This window comes from Treponema phagedenis (assembly GCF_008153345.1).
In the GTDB taxonomy this organism is placed as follows: Bacteria; Spirochaetota; Spirochaetia; order Treponematales; family Treponemataceae; genus Treponema; species Treponema phagedenis.
The window spans coordinates 390,253-407,858 of sequence record NZ_CP042818.1; the positions used below are offsets into that span (position 1 = coordinate 390,253).

The following is a 17,606-nucleotide window of genomic DNA, read 5'->3' on the forward strand; positions in this document are numbered from 1 at the left end:
TGCCCGCCGTTGCGCCGTGTCGAGCTCTCCTGTGATAAATTTTTTGCGATTGCATTGGATAAATCAAAAAATTAGTTATTAAAAGAACGCCGCCTATGTTTTTATCTTTAATTCTTCATCTTTAGAAAAAAATGTGCTATACTTTAAAAACCGCTTTATTTCTGCATGGACATAAAAAAACCTACCTTTAAAAGGCAGGTTTTTTAACGCACAATGCGAGGTCCCTTGCGGGACGGGCTGTAACAAATGAAAACTATAAGCTTATCCGCTTTAACAGTAAAGACCTCTGGGGCAGCCATTGTTTTGATGACGGAAAAACAGCACTGGAGCGCCGTTTGCATCGCGGTTCAAGGCGAAGGATTGAGCGAAGACGCGATCGGATTGTTTTGCTTCAGGAGTTATTTGCAAAAGAAATTGCGAAAATTGATGAAGGTTTTTTTAGGCGGCTTGATGAAAGTGCTTTTTATTTAGAAGATAAAAGTTTAAAGCAAAAGTATTCTCTTTTTAATGATGATAATTTTACAGACAAGGATTATTATAAAAAATTTCCGACTATTCATCATCTGATAAAAGCATTAATAAATGACGAGGCACATGTTGATATTAGGCTTCTTTATTTGGCTTGCCATACTATTATCAAAAACCGCGGGCATTTTTTATTTGAAGGGAAGGAGTTTAACACGGAGAGCCGTTTTGATGATGCAATAAATGAATTGTTCAGCTATTTGCGGCAGGATATGGAAATTGATTTTGCATTTGAAGATAAAATTGCCGATATAAAAGAAATTCTTGAAAATAAAAAAATCGGCATGCGCGATAAGCAAAATGCTTTAAATAAAAAATTGAGCATTGCTCCAAAAGACAAGCAAAAAAAAGAAATAATAAAGTTGATTGTCGGAGCTTCTTTTAATCTTAAAACTCTTTTTAATGACGAAAAGTATAGCAGTGAAAAAGAATCCTATTCTTTTGCAAAGTCAAATTACGAAGAAAAAGAAGCCGTTCTTGAAAGCTTACTCGGTGATGGCTTTGGCTTGATACTAAGAGCAAAGGCAGTTTACGACAGCTCTGTTCTTTCAGAAATTTTAGGAAACGAAACGTATCTGTCTTTTGCAAAGGTTAAAATTTATGATAAACATAAAGAGGATTTAGCAAAATTAAAAAAGGTAATTAAAACGTATCACGCCGATGAGTTTAAAAAAGTATTTGCAGAAGCAAATATACAAGGTAATTATTGCTCGTATGTCGGCAGTTGTAAGAAGAACGGTAAAAAGGTTCCAATAGAAAAGCGTGCGGACAAAGATGCTTTTTATGATTTTTTAAAAAAGATTTTAAAAGATGAGAAGGCAAAAAATTCCGATGCCGATTATGCTTTTATTTTAAATGAAATAGAGCTAAAAACTTTTTTGCCGAAACAAGTTAGTAAAAAAAATGCAAACATTCCGTATCAGCTGCGGCGAATGGAACTTGAAAAAATTGTAAATAATGCGGAAAAATATTTTTCGTTTTTATCTGAAAAAGATGAGTACGGAACGGTAAAAGAAAAGATAATTCAATTGCTGACATTTAAGCGTCCGTATTATATCGGTATTATACAAGATACCCATAAAGAAAAGTTTCCCGATCGATGCTGGGTTGTAAAAAAAGAGAATGCTAAAAACGAAAAAATTACTCCGTGGAATTTTTATGATCATATTGATGAAGATAAAACTGCGGAAGCTTTTATTACAAGCAGAACCAACAAGTGTACCTATCTTATCGGTGAAGATGTATTACCGCGAAACTCGCTTTTGTATATGGAGTACACTGTTTTAAACGAACTCAATAATTTAAAAGTCAGTGTTGACGGTGTAAATATTTTTGATGTTAAGCTAAAGAAAAAAATATACGAGCAGGTGTTTAAACAAAGAAAAGAGGTGAGTAAAAAAACAATAGCTGATTTTTAAAAAAAAGAGGGAATATGCAAAAAAGAAAATGATGTTGTTATTACCGGTATCGATGAAAAATGTACAACTTCATTAAAACTTTATATTGATATTAAAAAAATTATCGGTAAGCGAATAGAAGAAGAACCGATAAAAACCGCATTGGAAGATATTATTTTGTGGGCATCAATTTATGATGAGGGTGAAGGACGAAAAATACTTGAAGCAAAAATACAGTCGGTATATCCGGATGTCTTCACGCAAGATGAGCTTAATAAAATTTTAAAACTGAAAATTTCCGGATGGGGAAGATTTTCACGAAAGTTTTTAGAATCAATTGTTACCCCTTTCCCGGGATTTACGGATACAATAAATATTATCACCGCTATGCGGGAAACTAATTTTAATTTAATGGAACTTTTAGGGGATGCTTACGGCTTTAGTAAAGGAATTGAAAAGTTCAATTCCAAATTTAACGATGATAAAAAGGTTTTTTCATATGACAAGCTTGTAAAAGATCTTTACTTATCTCCATCGGTTAAACGAATGCTGTGGCGTGCTTTAGTAATAGTAAAAGAAGTTAAGAGCATTATGGGTAAAGACCCTAAAAAATATTTATTGAAATGGCAAGAGGAAAAGAAGCTGAAAAGGGAAGGACTTCCTCCCGCTATGCAAGTATAAAAGCTCTTTACGAGAATTGCAAACAAGATTTAGCTGACTATGACGCGGTTTTAGAGCAATTTAAATCCGAGGAACCCTTGCGCTTAAGAAGCGATAAACTTTATTTGTATTACACTCAACTTGGACGCTGTATGTATACCGGTAGGGTTATTGATATTGATAGGCTTATGTCAGATAACTCTGCATATGATATTGATCATATTTATCCGCGCTCTAAAATTAAAGATGATAGTCTTACAAACAGAGTTTTGGTGGTAAAAGACGCAAACCAAGATAAACGAGATGAGCCCTTATCGCCTCAGATACAAGACAAGCAAAAAGGCTTTTGGGATTTTTTAAAGCGCAATAATTTTATAAGCGTTGAAAAATATGAACGGCTTACCTATCGTGGATATTTTACTGAAGAAATGCTTTCAGGGTTTATAGCGCGCCAGCTTGTAGAAACTCGACAGGGAACAAAAACCGCAGGACAGATTTTAGAACAGCTATATCCCGATTCTACTGTAGTGTACTGCAAGGCAGCAAATACTTCGGAGTTTAGACAGAAATTTAACTTAATAAAATGCCGAGAAATAAATGATTTTCACCATGCCCATGATGCGTATTTGAATATCGCTGTTGGAAATGTATACTATACTAAGTTTACCAGTAATCCTCGCAACTTTATGAAATTAAAAGAACCCTATAACTTACGCGAGCTCTTTGATCGTGATGTTGAAAGAAACAATACTATTGCATGGGTTAAAAATAAAACCATTACAACAATTAAGGATATGTTAAAACGAAACACTCCGCTTTATACACGGTATGCTTATTGTAAAACCGGCGGCTTTTTTGATCAAAACATTATGAAAAAAGGAAAGGGGCAGTTTCCTTTAAAAGAGAATTCTCCGCTATCCGATATTTCAAAATATGGAGGATATAATAAGGTTTCAGGTGCTTATTTTATTCTTGTACAAAAAAAAGAAAAGGATGCTGTTGTCCGTATTTTAGAAACTGTTCCTCTTTATCTTTTGAATAAGCCGGGTAAAGAATCGGAAAATGTCAGAGAGTATTTATCTACTGCTTTAGGGACGAAAGATTTTAAAATTCTTATACCTAAAATAAAGATAAATTCCTTATTTAAAATTAACGGCTTTCTTGTGCATATCACAGGGAAAACCAATGATAGGTTTTTGGTTCGAAGTGCTGTTCAGTTTTTTTGTGATGATAATCTTACACTCTTTTTTAAGCGTATAATAGCTTTTAATGGGTTGAGAAATTTAAATAAGGATAAGAGTATGACTGCCTATGATGATAATACTATGAGGGTCTATGTTCGAGATAACTTGTTTAAAGATAAGAATCAGCTATTTGATAAAAATAAATTCAATGAAATCGTAAAGGGAAAAAATATAAGTGTTTATAAAGACATGGTTAAACGGTATGAAACCAGCATTTATAAATTTCGCCCCAATACGGCGGTTATTCCTATCCTTAAAAGTGGGGAAGATAAATTTATTAACTTACCGATTGAAGAACAATTTAAGATACTTCAAGAAATATTAAAATTATTTGGAGCTATAAATGGAACTGCTAATTTAACATTAATAGGAGGGCGCCCAAGTACCGGTGAAATGAAGATAAGCAATAATATATCAAACTTAAAACAATGTATTTTAATACATCAGTCTCCTACCGGTGTTTTTGAACAACAAATTGATTTGTTAAAGATATGAGTTGGCGAACTGTCGTTGTTAGCAATAGAGCAAAGCTGGACTTGCACTTAAATCATCTTGTTATTCGAGGTGATGAAATAAAAAGAGTGCTTCTCGATGATATTTCCGTTTTAATTATTGAAACAACGGCAGCTTCCACCTCGTCCTTTTCGAAGGGACATACACCGAACCCGGACATCCGATGGAAAAACACTGCATTATTGATAAAGACCTTTGCGAAATCTATTGAATTTTACAAAAAATATGCTATAATACATCTATTCATCAACAATAACGCTGCTTTCAGACTGATTTTTCGCAATTTGAGGTTTGAGAGTAGTGTAATTGATGACTCTCAAACAAATTATTATGCAGCATTCCTTCCCAGACGGTTTGAGAGTAGTGTAATTTAAGATGAGTCTCAAATAAAAAATATTTTGCTTACAATTCCATTAATTATACATGGGAGGTTGCATATGGCAAAAAAGATAATAGACTGGACATTTGATTGGTCAATTCAGGATGGTAAGCTGGCTCCTGATATTGGCAGAATAGTTATGCTGGGGGAGTGTGTAATATATTCAAACGGGCCGGCTCAGGACCATAATGATTTATGTTTTGCATTGGCTGCGAAATTTGGCCTCAGCAACTCAGTCACTCGTTCAAGTGCTTTTCGATTCTATTATAGAAAATTAAAAAGTGATTTATTGCAAATTTCACCGGTAAGAAAAATTGACTATGATTTTGTAAAAAACAATCCTCGACTTTTTGATGCTAATATTCAGTCCTGTTTTTAAAACTCAAAAACCGCCTCATAATCCAATGCCTGAAGCTGCGGCTTATCTGATAATCACGTGGTTAAATTATACGCAAAAAATTGCGTAGTGTAACGTATCATTGATTAACAACATCATAATTATGCTGTATTGATTTTAAAAAGAACATCGTATAATATGCGCTCAATGAATTATATGAAGCAATTTGGAATTATCCTTGCGGTAACTTGTGTTGGTGAGATATTGAGGTACTTATTGCCTTTGCCGATTCCTGTCGGCATTTACGGACTTATGTTACTGCTTGTGCTTTTGGCGGTTAAAGTAATTAAACTTGAGCATGTGGAAAACACCGCAGATTTTTTAATAAAAATTATGCCCTTAATGTTTATTCCGCCGGCTGTCGGGCTTGTGGACTCTTGGGATAAGATTACAGGAATTTTAATTCCGCTTTGTATAATCATTCCTGTTTCTACTTGTGTTGTAATGATTGTAACCGGAAAGGTTGCGGATTTTGTTATCGATGTAAAAGAGAATCGGAGAAAAACGAATGAATAGTTTTTTTCTTTCCTCTGTAACCGCAGGTGTTGTTGTCAGTTTGTTCGGCTATTTTATCGGAGTAGCAATTAAAAATAAATTTAAATTGCCGATATTTAATCCTCTTTTGATTTCTATTATTTTAGTGATAGCGTTTTTGCTTATCTTTAAGGTTGATTACGAACATTATTATTCAAGTGCAAAATATCTCGGGTATCTTTTAACTCCTGCGACAGTCAGCCTTGCAGTGCCGATGTACAGGCAAATTGAACTTTTAAAAAAGAATGCTGCCGCAATATGTATGGCAACTTTGGCGGGAGTTTTGACAAGCCTCAGCTCTATTCTTTTATGTGCAATCATTTTTGGTCTTTCCCATGAGGAGTACGTAACCTTGCTGCCAAAATCCATTACTACTGCAATCGGCATGGGCGTTTCTGAAGAGCACGGCGGTTATGTTGTTATTACAGCCGCGGTTATCATTGTTACAGGCGTTTTCGGGAATATGATTTCGGAAACATTGTGTAAGCTGTTTAAAATTAAAAGCGAAATTGCAAAGGGGCTTGCCATAGGAACTGCAGCCCATGCGGTTGGAACTGTCAAAGCTATGGAGATGGGCGAAATAGAAGGTGCCATGAGCAGCCTCGCCATTGTAACAAGCGGTTTTTGTACGGTTATCGCTGCGGCAATTTTTGCCGGATTTTATTAAATGATCGGAATAGTGCAGCGACGTTTTAAAGCAAAACCGTTTACAAAACTTAGAAACTCGCAAAACCTAATATAACGTTTTTTTAATAACTCGATCCGTTTTTTTTAATACGAACTATAAAAAATTTTGTAAAAAAGAGCCCGGGTTAGTTTTTGACATCCGTGTCAAAAACTGACCCATCTGCGTGGAACCACCGCACGGTATAATTTTGCCATCCATGGCAAAAACTAAACCACGAGTTTTAAAAACCCTCTGTTATAAAAAAGAGCTCGACACGGCGCAAGGGCGAACCCTTGGAATTTCTACCTTTGGTTCGCCTACGAGTTTAAAAGCTTCAATTTTACAAAACAGTGTTGATGCTTTTAAACATCGTTTAGAATTGAGCAACGGTGAGCAAACTTACCACAGGAATGCTTAAACACGGTTTTAACGTCCATGTCAAAAACTAAACCGTCTGCGTGGAGCCACGGGCGTCCGTGCCCGTTCTGATTTTGACAACGGTGAGCAATTTACCATAGGGATGCTTAAATCCGCAGTCCCTTATTGTTGGTGCTCCAATTTGTATAACAGGAAGTTAATTACAAAGCGCTACAGTAATTTTGCCAAAAACGGCAAAATTAGGTCGTTTAGTTCCACGCAAGATGGTTTGGTTATCCGATGATTATGTCCGATGGGGTAAAAAAAAGCGGCAAGCAAAAATCCTTTGCTTGCCGCTTTGTAGCCGTTTTGTGATCATTTTGTGATCGTACGCAAAAACGTACCGCAATAAAATTAAAGCTATTCTTTAATCACCAGCGTAAGATCTCCCGGTTTAAGCAGCCGCATAGCGGAGCTTATGTCCTGTATGATAATACCGCGCTCGCTCACCGTTACTGCGGTAAAGGGGAGTACCTGTATTGCGGATTTTGCCAACAGCTCAAGGTTGTCGTTAAAGCGGCCAAGATAGTATTTACCGTTTTGATTGACCACCGCATAATAATCCCGATCTTTTTGCAGAAGAATACTTTGTGCCGCAATTTGCTCTTTACTTTGCTTTATAATTTCCAAGGTTTTCGTATTTATTTGCACAAGAGAGATAACTCCGTTGCCGCCTGTAGTTCCCGCAATTGCAATAAGCGAATCGCCTTCCTCGTATAAACTTCTGCCGCGCACAGTATTCAACGGAGAAACTTTCAGTTGCTTTTCGGTTTTAAGATCGAGCATAACAATTTCGGAAAGCATTTGTTTTTCATCAATTACTTTTAATCCGTAACCGGGAAGCGTTCCTTCAAGAGCCGCATCTTCGGCTGCTTCTTTATCTTTGCGTTCTTCTTCTATAATTTTTTGCGTATCGGAGGCAACTCCTTTCCGCTCGTCCTGAGCTTCTTCGGCTTTTTTCTCGGCACGCTTTTGTTCTTGTGTCGCTTCTTCCTGTTTTTTCGCTGCAGCTTCCTGCGCTTCTTTTGCTTCTTGCTGTTTTTCTTCAGCCTCTTTTTCGGCGGCTTCCGCTTCTTGCTGCTTTGCCTCGGCTTTTGCTTTTTTTACTTCGGCTTCTTTTTGAGCTTTTTTATCCTCAGGATTTTCCTTAGCTTTTTTCTCTGCCTGCTCCGCTTCCTTTTGAGCCTTCTTTGCCTCCTGCTGCTTTACTTTTGCTTCAGCTTTTTTTGCCTCGGCTTCTTTCTGCTGTTTTTTTGCATCCTTCGTTGCGGCATTTGCTTCTTTTTGCTGTTCTTTTGCGCGCTCTTGAGATTCCGCACTCTCTCTTTCTTTTAAGTCTATCATATCTTTGCGGGTATCAATATTCTTGTCTTTATCTTCCCGCATTTTTTCAACAACTTTTTTATCCGTAATTGTTGTTGTATCGATAGTGCTGAGCGAGCCTGAATATTTTGCATCTGAAAGCGGAATTACAATTTGAGTTTGCCCCGGCCACTGGTCATAGCGCAAAGCAATACCAACCGTATTAGCCGAAAGATGTTTTGTAACAACCTGCTTATACCGATTTTGAAAATTGTTCATATCGTTTCGATACACCGCATTATACACAGTAATGAAATTTGCAAGTGTTGCCGCATCCCGAGCGGAATATCCGTATGCGGTGCTCAAATATGAAGCAATAATCAGCCGGATATTATCAATATGATCAACACGGGCATTTGCCCCGATAATAAAAATATCCGCATCAAAACCTGTCGTCTCTTTTTCATCAACCGCGTGAATGATATAATATCGGGCTGTTTCCCCTACGCTTCCGTATTTTACTGCGGAGCTTAACCCCCTGCCGATTGCTCTGATTGCTTCCGCCGTATCCGTTTCCGCATGCGGGCCTGTGTAATTTATAAATTCAATAACCTTATTTCCGTTCCGTTCCACCTCTGCTTGGTCAACTTCAATTGCAAAGCCGAACCACAAAAAAGACAAAACGCAAAAAAACAAAAGTTTTTTCATACCATATTCCTCCAATTAATAATAATTGTATCATAAATGTTTCATTTTGTCTTCCATGAATAAATAAAATCATCATGTATGGATAAGGATGTTGAATGCCTTTTAAAACGCTATTTGAAGAGTGGTTTTTGATGGCGAAATTTAAGTGTAAAAATAAAAACCTTGCTCATTGTTTATGGGAAATTTCATCACTCACCGGAGTAAAAAGCGCAAAACTTTTCCAAGCGCTTTTAAAACCGGTAGGGGATTTTTTGAAATAGAGGATAAAATTATACTATTACAACGTTTTTTTGATAATTCAATTTTTGCCTGGTATAGCGTTTTTTTAATAAGTCGATTCGTTTTTTAATACATCTTACCCAAAACGTAAAAAATTTTATAAAAAAGAGTTCGACACGGCGCAAGGGCGAAACCTTGGAATTGCTACCTTCGTTTCGCCTACGAGTTTAAAAGCTTCAATTTTACAAAACAGTGCTGATGCTTTTAAACATCGTTTGGAATTGAGCAACGGCAAGCAATTTACCATAGGAATGCTTAAATCCGCAAGTACTGATTGTTGATACTCCGATTTTATAACAGGAACTTAATTACAAAACGCTGTGCTATGTGTGGTTAAATTCTGAATTAGCAAAAACGGAGTTTGCGGCTATGCCTTGTTCCGAATTCGTGAAAAGCCTACGAAGTCTTTTTTAATGATGGCGGGCAAAATAAATGCGGTGAGGGCAGCCAGATAAGGCAAGGCTAAAATCATACTCGGAGAAATAAACTTGAGGGTTTGCAGGATATTTGCGCTGTATTCCGCAGCCGAGAAAAGCAGGGCGGCGGGCACACAAAGGAGCGGATGTTTGTACGAAAGAAAGACAACGGCAAGAGCTGTCCAGCCGCGCCCCGAACTGATGTTCGGGGTGAAGGCGCCAAGCTTCAGCACCAAAGAGGCTCCGGCGCAGGCGGCAAAAAAACCGGCTATCAGCCACGAGCCGATTTTATACGCTGAAGGGGCAGCCCCGCGCGCTTCAAGCACTTTTCCGCCTTCTCCGGAAAAGCGCAAGTTTAAACCGACTTTGGTGCATCGCAAAAAAAGATAAAACAGCAGGGCAAACACTAGGGCGATTGCCGCAGGAACCGAATTGTTTAAAAGCGGAATATGCTTTGAGGAATCAAACTGGGAAAAGGCAATTACGCCGTTCACCCCGAGTCCGCGTGCGGATGCTTGCGTGGTTATTCCCGCCGCAAAAAGATTAAACGATAATCCGGTCAAAAAAGGGTTCGCCTGTTTTTTTTCAGTAAAAAAAGCGAAGGCAAATAAGAGCAATAAAATAGCAAGAAGGCTGCACAAAAAGCCAAGCCAATAATTGCCGAAAAAAACAGTAAAAAGCACAAATAAAAAGGCGGAAAGACTGATAGCGCCTTCCATAAATACCGCCAAAACGCCGGCATATTCGGTAGAAAGTGCGCCCAACGACGCAAAGATGAGCGGGGTAGAAATTTGCACAATGCTGATAATCACGTTCATATGCGGACTCCGGATTCGGGCTTCGGTTCGCGCGGGAATTTTTTACGGGTAAAAAACTCAGCGGAAATAAGCAGAAAGATTGAGGCTTGCAAAAAGATTGCGGTATTAAACTGCATGGTGCCGCTCATCACCGCGGTATCCGATGCGGACTCCACCCATGCGTATAAAAAAGATGCCGGAATAAGGGCGTAAACATTTAAGCGGGCGATGAGAGCGATGGCTAAGGCAGCCCAACCGATCCCCGCGGAAAAACCTAAGTGGCAAAGATGCCAGGTACCGGTAACCGCAAAAAAGCCGACAAGACCGTGAAAAAAGGCGGAGGCAAACATGCCCCAAAGGCTTGGCGCATACACGGAAAACCCCGAAAAAAAAGCAAACTCGGGCGCCTTGCCACCGGTTTGCAATCGATAGCCTGCGCTTGTCCGCGAAAAAAAGATTGCAACGGCAATACACAATACAATCGAAAAAACAAAGGAACCGTTCAAATATGAGGGCGGTAAAAGCTGCGTTAAAAAAAACTCTTTTTCGATAGGAGCGGTCGCCAATAAATTGCCGGAAGTGTCCCGCACGGGGCCGATAATCAAATAATCGATAATGGGCAGGGAAGCGGCTGACAGCAAAAATGAAGAAAGCAATTCACTGATGCCGAACCGTATTTTGAGTAAACCGCAAAACATGCCGAAAACTCCGGCTGCCAATCCCGCAATAAAAAAGACAAGAACAAACTGCGGCAGCGAAAAAGAAAAGCGGCTGCTTTTAAGCAAAACAGCGGTAAGCAGCCCCGCAATATAAATCTGCCCTTCTCCGCCTAAATTAAAATTGCCCGTTTTTAAGGCAAAGATTGCGCCGATGCTTGCACAAAGCAGCAACCCCATCTTGTTCAGCATATTGCCGAAATACCACTGCGAATAAAAAGGCTTTAAAAAAAAGGAGGCAAGAGTCGAAAGCGGATTTTGTGCGGTGCAAAGAATCAAAATAGAAATAACCGCAAGTCCGACAGCAAAGGCAACAACGGAAGTTAAAAACCGCTTCATTCCAAAACCTCGCCGATTATCTGCGCTTTCAGCATACCGCTTTTTAAAAAGAAAACTTCAGAAAAAAGATGTGCAAAAAACTCATTGTCAAATTCTTTTGTCAGCATAATAATTGCCGTCCCGAGAGCGGCCGCTCGTTGCAGCCTTTCCGTTAAAATGCGCGTACCGAGCCTATCAAGCCCCCACGCGGGCTCGGCCAAAATAAGCACCGAAGGATTAGTTGCCAGTTCGCGAGCCAATATAAGCCGCTGCAACTGCCCGCCGGACAAGGTTGAAGCAGGACGAGAAGGGCTTGCATCAATATGCTCGGCAGCTAAAATACTTTTTACAAAGCTTAAAAGTTCTTTCTTTTGCAAGAAAAACCCTTTCGCCCGGTACGGAATAAGTAAATCAAAAATAGAGACAAGCGGATTTGAGCCGCGCATATTTCTGTCTGAGGGCACAAAACCGATGTTATGCGCGTGTAATAAAGCCGGAGTAAGAGACGCCGCCGGCAGCAAAATCTTTGTTCCGTTTGTGTTTATTGTGAGTGCTCCGCTAATGCTATTCCGATTTTGAGCGGAAACCATTCCGGACAAAATATCTTCCAAATGATTTAAGCCGCTGTTCGGCATACCGATGATTCCGGTAATGCTTTTTTGTTTTGCGGAAAACGATATATTTTGAAGAGCTTCCCCGAACTCAAAAGAGGCGGAAAGCTTTTCAACGGAAAATACCGCAGCCGCCTCGTTTTTTTCAGAGACGGGGGCGGGCTCGCAAACGGTGAGCATATCCATATCCTGAAACATTTTTCTTTCTATTATGCTGCGAGCCTCCGCTTCCGAGTGCGGCAGTTCGCTGCGCTGTACCGAATAACACAGCGTCCCCTTATGCAAAACTGAAATGCGGTCAGCCCGGTCAAGCGCCTCTTCCAATTTATGCGTAATCAAAATCACGCCGAAAGAATCTTTTCGCTCCCTGAGTATCTTTTTTAATTTAACAAAAAAAGAGTCACGCTCTTCGTTCGTAAAGGCGGAACCCGGTTCGTCCAAAATCAAAAACAAAGGATTGCGGTACAGCGTTGCAAGCAGGGCGGCATAAAATTTTTTATCAGAACTTAAATGCCGTATCTTGGAGGAAAGGCTTAAACCCATGTTCCATTCGGCGATAAGGCTTTCCGCCCTTGCTTTAATCTCTTTTCGGTGAATAAAACCGAAGCGCGTTTTTACCGCATTTCCGATAATAATGTTTTCAAACACGGTGGCGTCTTCGATCAGCAGGGGGTGCTGATGCACAATGCCAATTCCGGAATCAAGGGCTTCCGCCGATGAGGTAAACGACACCGCTTTTTCGCCTAAAAAGATATCACCTTCGGTGGGCTCGCAAAGTCCTGAAAGAATATGCACTAAGGTAGATTTGCCTGCCCCGTTTTCGCCGAGCAGCGCATGTAACTCACCGATAAAAAACGAAACATTGGCTCCGTTTAATGCGGTTTTTGCAGTCGAAAGCGCACCGTCCTGAGCATTTTCGTAAATTTTATAAATGTTTTTTACCGATAGCGAACGGGGACTCACCGTGCCGTATCCGATAAATCAAGCGCTCCGGATTGTATACGCTCAATCATTGCCGCCTGTTTTTCCCGTATTTCGGCGGGCACTGTTGAGGTGTACAACTCATCATCGGAAACAAAGCGTACATAGCCTTCTTTGATGCCGAAGGTTTCAGCTTTTCCCATTTCGAGCGAGCCTTGTATAAATGCTAATGTTTTTTCGTAACTCAGTTTTTCCTGTTCCATCGCTGAGCTTGACACCACATAACCGGGCGCCTTTGCGTATCCGTTATCATCAAACCAAGAGATATAAAAGCCGTTATTTTTTGCCGAAGCGATAACCCCCTGATTGGCTCCGCCCGAAATCGGCATGATCACATCGACTCCGTTTTTATACATAAGATCGGCAAGTTCAGCCGCCTTTGACGCATCGTACCAGTTGCCGACAATTCTAAAATCAACCTCAAACTCCGGATCAACAGTCTTTGCGCCCTCCAAATAGCCGGGCAAAATTATGTTCAGCATTGCCGGATATTCCTGCCCCGCAATAAGACCGATCTTTTTTTCCGTGTTTGCGTATTGCATAGAGCTTTTACTGACCATTGCCGCAAGATAACCCGCAATATAGGCTTGTTCACGCTGATTATATCGGAATGTGGTAAGCATGGAATTGCCTTCCGCATAGGCATCAAAAACCAAAAACTTTTGATTGGGAAATTGTTTTGATATCGGCGCAATGATTTCAGGCAGCGAGGGATTAGACGAGATAATCAGGTCATACTTTTGCTCCGCTGCAAGACCGGTTAATTTTGTGCTCCACTCCGCCTGATTGGTGCCGGCTTCCAAAATATGCAGCTCTACGGCCTTGTCTTTTCGGGCAAGCTCAACCGCCTTTTCCACCCCGTTGCTGAGCATGGCATAAATAGGGCTTTCGCTTCTGATTCCAGGAACAAAAACCGCAATGCTCATTTTTTCGGTATTTGTGTTTTCTTTGGCACAGCCTGCAATAAAAAGTACGCTTAAGCATACTGCTACTAATCGAATTGTTTTCATGGTATTCCTCCATATTCTGATAACTATTATGATATAATTTAAGGAAAATTTATGTTGTTCGTCTATATAGTTTTTAAATACGCAGCGTAATAAATAAAATTACTATCGATATTGTTTATCCGAGCGTATTTAATATTTTATTTAATCTCTTTTTATCGTATAAGTCTACGGGACGCCCTTCTCCAAAGCGGCCAGCTTCTTCCGTAAATGTACCGGCTGTCATGCAAATCCCTTTTCCCGCTTTTAGTTCTTTAATCCGTCCGTAAAAATCTCTTAAAATAAGCTCCCCGACAGCTCCTTGCGATCTGAAAAACCTAAAAATAACAAGATCCGCCCATTTCGGCGTATCAATTTCGGCAACAATATCGGTATGCGTAACCAAGACGGAGATGTCAAGAATTTTTACCTTTGCATAAGGAAAAAATTTTGAAACAATCTTTCGGCAAAGTCCGACAAACTCACTTTGCCCTGCCATCATATAAATATGCAGATTTTTGTTTTGATTTAATTCCTGATATCGCATGATAAGAGAAGCAACATCTTTATATCCGGGGCTTACGTGCTGAATCTCTTTTAACGACGCAAGCGCCCTTCCAAGATCTTGTGTTTTTATTAATACTTGGGCTAACCGGTATCGCAGTTCATTGACGATTTCGAGATTAATGTTTTCATGTTTTAATCCAATTTCAAAATCCATCACCGCCTTATCAATTTGATTAAGCTTTGTTCTGATAATCCCTGAGTATAAGGCTGCCTGAGGTCCCAGCACAGGGTCAAGTCGCAAATGATTAAAAATCTTTAAAGCCCGTTCATTTGCGCCCGCTTCATAAAAACATTCTCCCATTGCAAACAAGGCTTCTTTATCATCGGGCTGCACATCAAGCACTTTTTTGAGATACGGTAAGGCTTCCTGATATTTATGTATTTTTTGAAAACTATAGCCAAGATATTTTGCAGCCAAAATATTATTTGGCTGGGCAATAAGCGCTTTGCGTAAAAAAGGAACTGACTGGTCATAGTTGTTTTCAAAATAATGGATATAACCGAGATTGTAATTTACATCAAAATGCTGGGGGTTAATATTTTTTGCAAGAAGAAAGCCTTTTTTTGCATCATTCATTCTGCCTGTTTTTATCGCGCAAATTCCATACCGAAGCATAACGGTGAACTGCTCCGAAATAGGCAAATTATTGCAATGATCTAAAAAAACCGAATATGTTGAAAACGCTTTTTCCCAATCTTGATCTTGAAAATAAAGATCTCCCATAAGCGAAAGACCTTGAGGATCGCGGGGGTTTTGTGCGAGTCTTCTTGTCGCTTCTTTCATCAATAAAGGTTTGCTCTTTTTTTTAGTAAAACCACCGTTTCCCCGCTTTTGTATAAGCAGAACTACAATCATTATAACGGCGAATCCCATAACTATTATTGAAAAAGAAATAATAACCGCACTCATTGGAGTATTATGGATACAAAGTTTAAAACTGTCAATAGAAAGAAGGTATCAAATTTTCAGGGCAAGATTATAAAAACCCGATAATCGCTTTTGTTTTTTAAACACAAGGAATTAAACTTTAGGCGGATTTTAGCAAGTTGCAATTTACGAAGAATTTCAAAATTCCGATTTTATAATTCCAATACGGCTATTTTTTTTATTTTGACTATATATTGATATGAAAACATGCTATACTTTTGGTGTTGAAAGATTTTCAATAGAATATTAAAGGAGTTTTCTATGTATTCTCAATTTCAAACTATTTTGTTTTTAGCATCATGTATACCGTTTTTTGCTGTTGCGATTATTCATCTTGTCCAATGCATAAAAGAAGCGGACGGCTATGCGGATTTGTCTAAATTTGCCCTCATGCCCTTACTCCTGCTTATGTACATTGTTTACTCCGTGTTTGCAGGGCATGCACTTTCCATTTTTATTATTATCGCCCTGTTTATGGCATGGTTCGGAGATATTCTGCTGGTATTTGATTTTGAGCCTCGTAACTTTTTTTTGGGTGTTATCTCTTTCGGTGTAGCTCAGATTGCCTATGCAATATACGCAATATTAAAACTTACACAAACCGAACTTGATCACAACGCAATAGTAATTGTTATCGTACTGAGTTTCATATTTTTAATATACGGCATACTATCGTTTTTATTTATGCATAAAGCAATGAAAAACATGAAAGCAACCATCCCTTTTTATATGCTTGTGATCTCGGTGATGGCGATAAGTTTTATTGCATACGGAGTTGCAATGCCTTCGGCAGGCAGTATCATTGCTGCAATCGGTGCGTGTTTTTTTGTTATTTCAGATTCAATTCTTGCAAATACTTTATTTATAAACTCTTTTAAAAAATCCCGTTTTTTTATCATGCTTACCTATACGCTTGCACAATTTTTTATTGTATTCGGAGCACTCGGAATGGACGCCGTTTCTTTGTAAAATAAAGCATTTTTACTGAAAATCGAAAATAAAACAGCCTCAAAAGTCAACACTTTTGAGGCTGTTTAACGTAAAGGACAGCGCCTGAATATACATTACACTTTTTTTGTAACATATCCGCTTTTCAAGCAACGAGTACACATTTTAACCGTAAGGGTTCTTCCGCCAACCTCTGTTTTTACTTCAACGAGATTAGGCTTCCAAACTCTTTTTGTATGGTTCATTGATTTACTGACATTATGCCCCGCTACGGTGCCCTTACCGCAAATCTCACATTTCCGTGCCATAATTTTCACCTACCCTTGTATTAAAAATACCGAAAATCACTTATTACTATAGTTGAACCTCTATAAAGACGCAACTAAATAAAGTCGAGTGGGTATTATAATACAATAGACTCTTTATGTAAAGCAATTTACTTAAAACTCTTTGATAATTTTATACAGTATTAGATTTTAATCAAAAAACAGAAATACAAAGGCTTCATGTATATTTTTCTAAAATATCCCTCAATTCAGTGATCATATGCTGGTGTTCGCTGTTACCGGTAAACGTATTCTGAGGCGCATCATCGGAAAGAAAAAGCTCATGGGGATACGCCTGTAAACTTTTTGCCAATTTTGAAAGAGTGGAGGGAGAAACCCATCGCTGTTGATTTTCAATACTGTTTATAAATGTCGTTGAAAGGTTTGCCCTCAGAGCAAGTTCCATCTGTGAAATATTCTCTCTTCGCCGCAGTCGCTTCAAATTTTTAGCAAGTATTTCTGAGAAATTATAGAATTCATCGCTCATAAAATTATTTAACTATGCTGCATAAAGCATTGCAAGCATCTGACAGGCTAATAATACATACTAATAGATTATATAATAATAGCTATCCGAAATAATTACATAAAATCTCTATAGCAAAAATAGAAATTCGGGCGTTGCGGCACAAAGTTTTCATAAAAGTGCCGAGCCAAAACAAACCGGCACAATAGAACAGCGCCGCCGCGTCACTCCGGGCTCCGCGTACGCTGCGGCTCTTTTTGCGCTAATTTAGGCGCGCAAAAAGGATCCGACTTCGCGATTTTGAAAAATCGCTCGTCGCCCTCCAAGCCGCTAACGCATGTGAAGCATTGTACATCCGTGTACAATGCTTCACAATGAGTTTTGCCCTTTTACATTTTTATATTGAAGCTTTAAAACTCGTAGGCGAAGCGAAGGTAGCAATTCCAAGGGTTCGCCGTTGCGTCGTGTCGAACTCTTTTTTATACAATTTTTTACGTTTTGGGTAAGTTGTAGTAAAAATATAA

The 17,606-nt window shown here is 39.0% G+C and carries 12 protein-coding genes and 1 pseudogene; 5 read left to right on the plus strand and 8 right to left on the minus strand.

Annotated features, from left to right (window positions below):
* The first annotated feature begins 263 nt into the window (after positions 1–263).
* From cas9 to FUT79_RS01730, 4 genes and pseudogenes are all read left to right on the plus strand, one after another.
* Positions 264–4,321, plus strand: a pseudogene (gene cas9 / locus FUT79_RS15800) (type II CRISPR RNA-guided endonuclease Cas9).
* Positions 4,322–4,776: 455 nt separating this feature from the next.
* Entirely contained in the window at positions 4,777–5,097 is a 321-nt protein-coding gene (locus tag FUT79_RS01720; protein WP_024752960.1) for a hypothetical protein, read from the plus strand.
* Between the two features lie 174 nt (positions 5,098–5,271).
* Positions 5,272–5,631, plus strand: coding sequence for a CidA/LrgA family protein (locus FUT79_RS01725; protein WP_231577627.1), 360 nt, complete (start codon positions 5,272–5,274; stop codon positions 5,629–5,631).
* Positions 5,624–6,316 (plus strand): LrgB family protein, encoded by a 693-nt coding sequence (locus tag FUT79_RS01730; protein ID WP_024752962.1) that lies wholly within the window; start codon positions 5,624–5,626, stop codon positions 6,314–6,316. The genes FUT79_RS01725 and FUT79_RS01730 overlap by 8 nt, the downstream gene beginning before the upstream one ends.
* 777 nt (positions 6,317–7,093) lie before the next feature.
* Here FUT79_RS01730 and FUT79_RS01735 read toward each other — a convergent pair.
* From FUT79_RS01735 to FUT79_RS01760, 6 genes are all read right to left on the minus strand, one after another.
* Positions 7,094–8,743, minus strand: coding sequence for a P83/100 family protein (locus tag FUT79_RS01735; protein WP_024752964.1), 1,650 nt, complete (start codon positions 8,741–8,743; stop codon positions 7,094–7,096).
* A gap of 646 nt (positions 8,744–9,389) precedes the next feature.
* Positions 9,390–10,256, minus strand: coding sequence for an ABC transporter permease (locus FUT79_RS01740; protein ID WP_002697321.1), 867 nt, complete (start codon positions 10,254–10,256; stop codon positions 9,390–9,392).
* A complete protein-coding gene (locus FUT79_RS01745; protein ID WP_024752965.1) occupies positions 10,253–11,290 on the minus strand; it encodes an ABC transporter permease in 1,038 nt (345 codons plus the stop codon). The genes FUT79_RS01740 and FUT79_RS01745 overlap by 4 nt, the downstream gene beginning before the upstream one ends.
* Positions 11,287–12,843 (minus strand): ATP-binding cassette domain-containing protein, encoded by a 1,557-nt coding sequence (locus tag FUT79_RS01750; protein WP_024752966.1) that lies wholly within the window; start codon positions 12,841–12,843, stop codon positions 11,287–11,289. The genes FUT79_RS01745 and FUT79_RS01750 overlap by 4 nt, the downstream gene beginning before the upstream one ends.
* Complete coding sequence (locus FUT79_RS01755) at positions 12,840–13,871, minus strand: BMP family ABC transporter substrate-binding protein (protein ID WP_024752967.1); 1,032 nt, start codon at positions 13,869–13,871, stop codon at positions 12,840–12,842. Before FUT79_RS01755 ends, FUT79_RS01750 begins: the two co-directional genes overlap by 4 nt.
* Before the next feature lie 115 nt (positions 13,872–13,986).
* The gene (locus FUT79_RS01760; RefSeq protein WP_024752968.1) at positions 13,987–15,324 is read right to left on the minus strand and encodes a tetratricopeptide repeat protein; all 1,338 of its coding nucleotides are present in this window, start codon (positions 15,322–15,324) and stop codon (positions 13,987–13,989) included.
* Between the two features lie 279 nt (positions 15,325–15,603).
* Between FUT79_RS01760 and FUT79_RS01765 the strand changes: the two genes are divergently transcribed.
* Positions 15,604–16,311 (plus strand): lysoplasmalogenase, encoded by a 708-nt coding sequence (locus FUT79_RS01765; RefSeq protein ID WP_002697315.1) that lies wholly within the window; start codon positions 15,604–15,606, stop codon positions 16,309–16,311.
* A 95-nt stretch (positions 16,312–16,406) separates the two neighbouring features.
* Here FUT79_RS01765 and rpmB read toward each other — a convergent pair whose 3' ends face one another.
* A complete protein-coding gene (gene rpmB / locus FUT79_RS01770; protein ID WP_002697314.1) occupies positions 16,407–16,598 on the minus strand; it encodes a 50S ribosomal protein L28 in 192 nt (63 codons plus the stop codon).
* A gap of 196 nt (positions 16,599–16,794) precedes the next feature.
* Positions 16,795–17,103: a helix-turn-helix domain-containing protein gene (locus FUT79_RS01775; protein WP_002697313.1), complete on the minus strand. Its 309-nt coding sequence runs from the start codon at positions 17,101–17,103 to the stop codon at positions 16,795–16,797.
* Positions 17,104–17,606 lie beyond the last annotated feature (503 nt).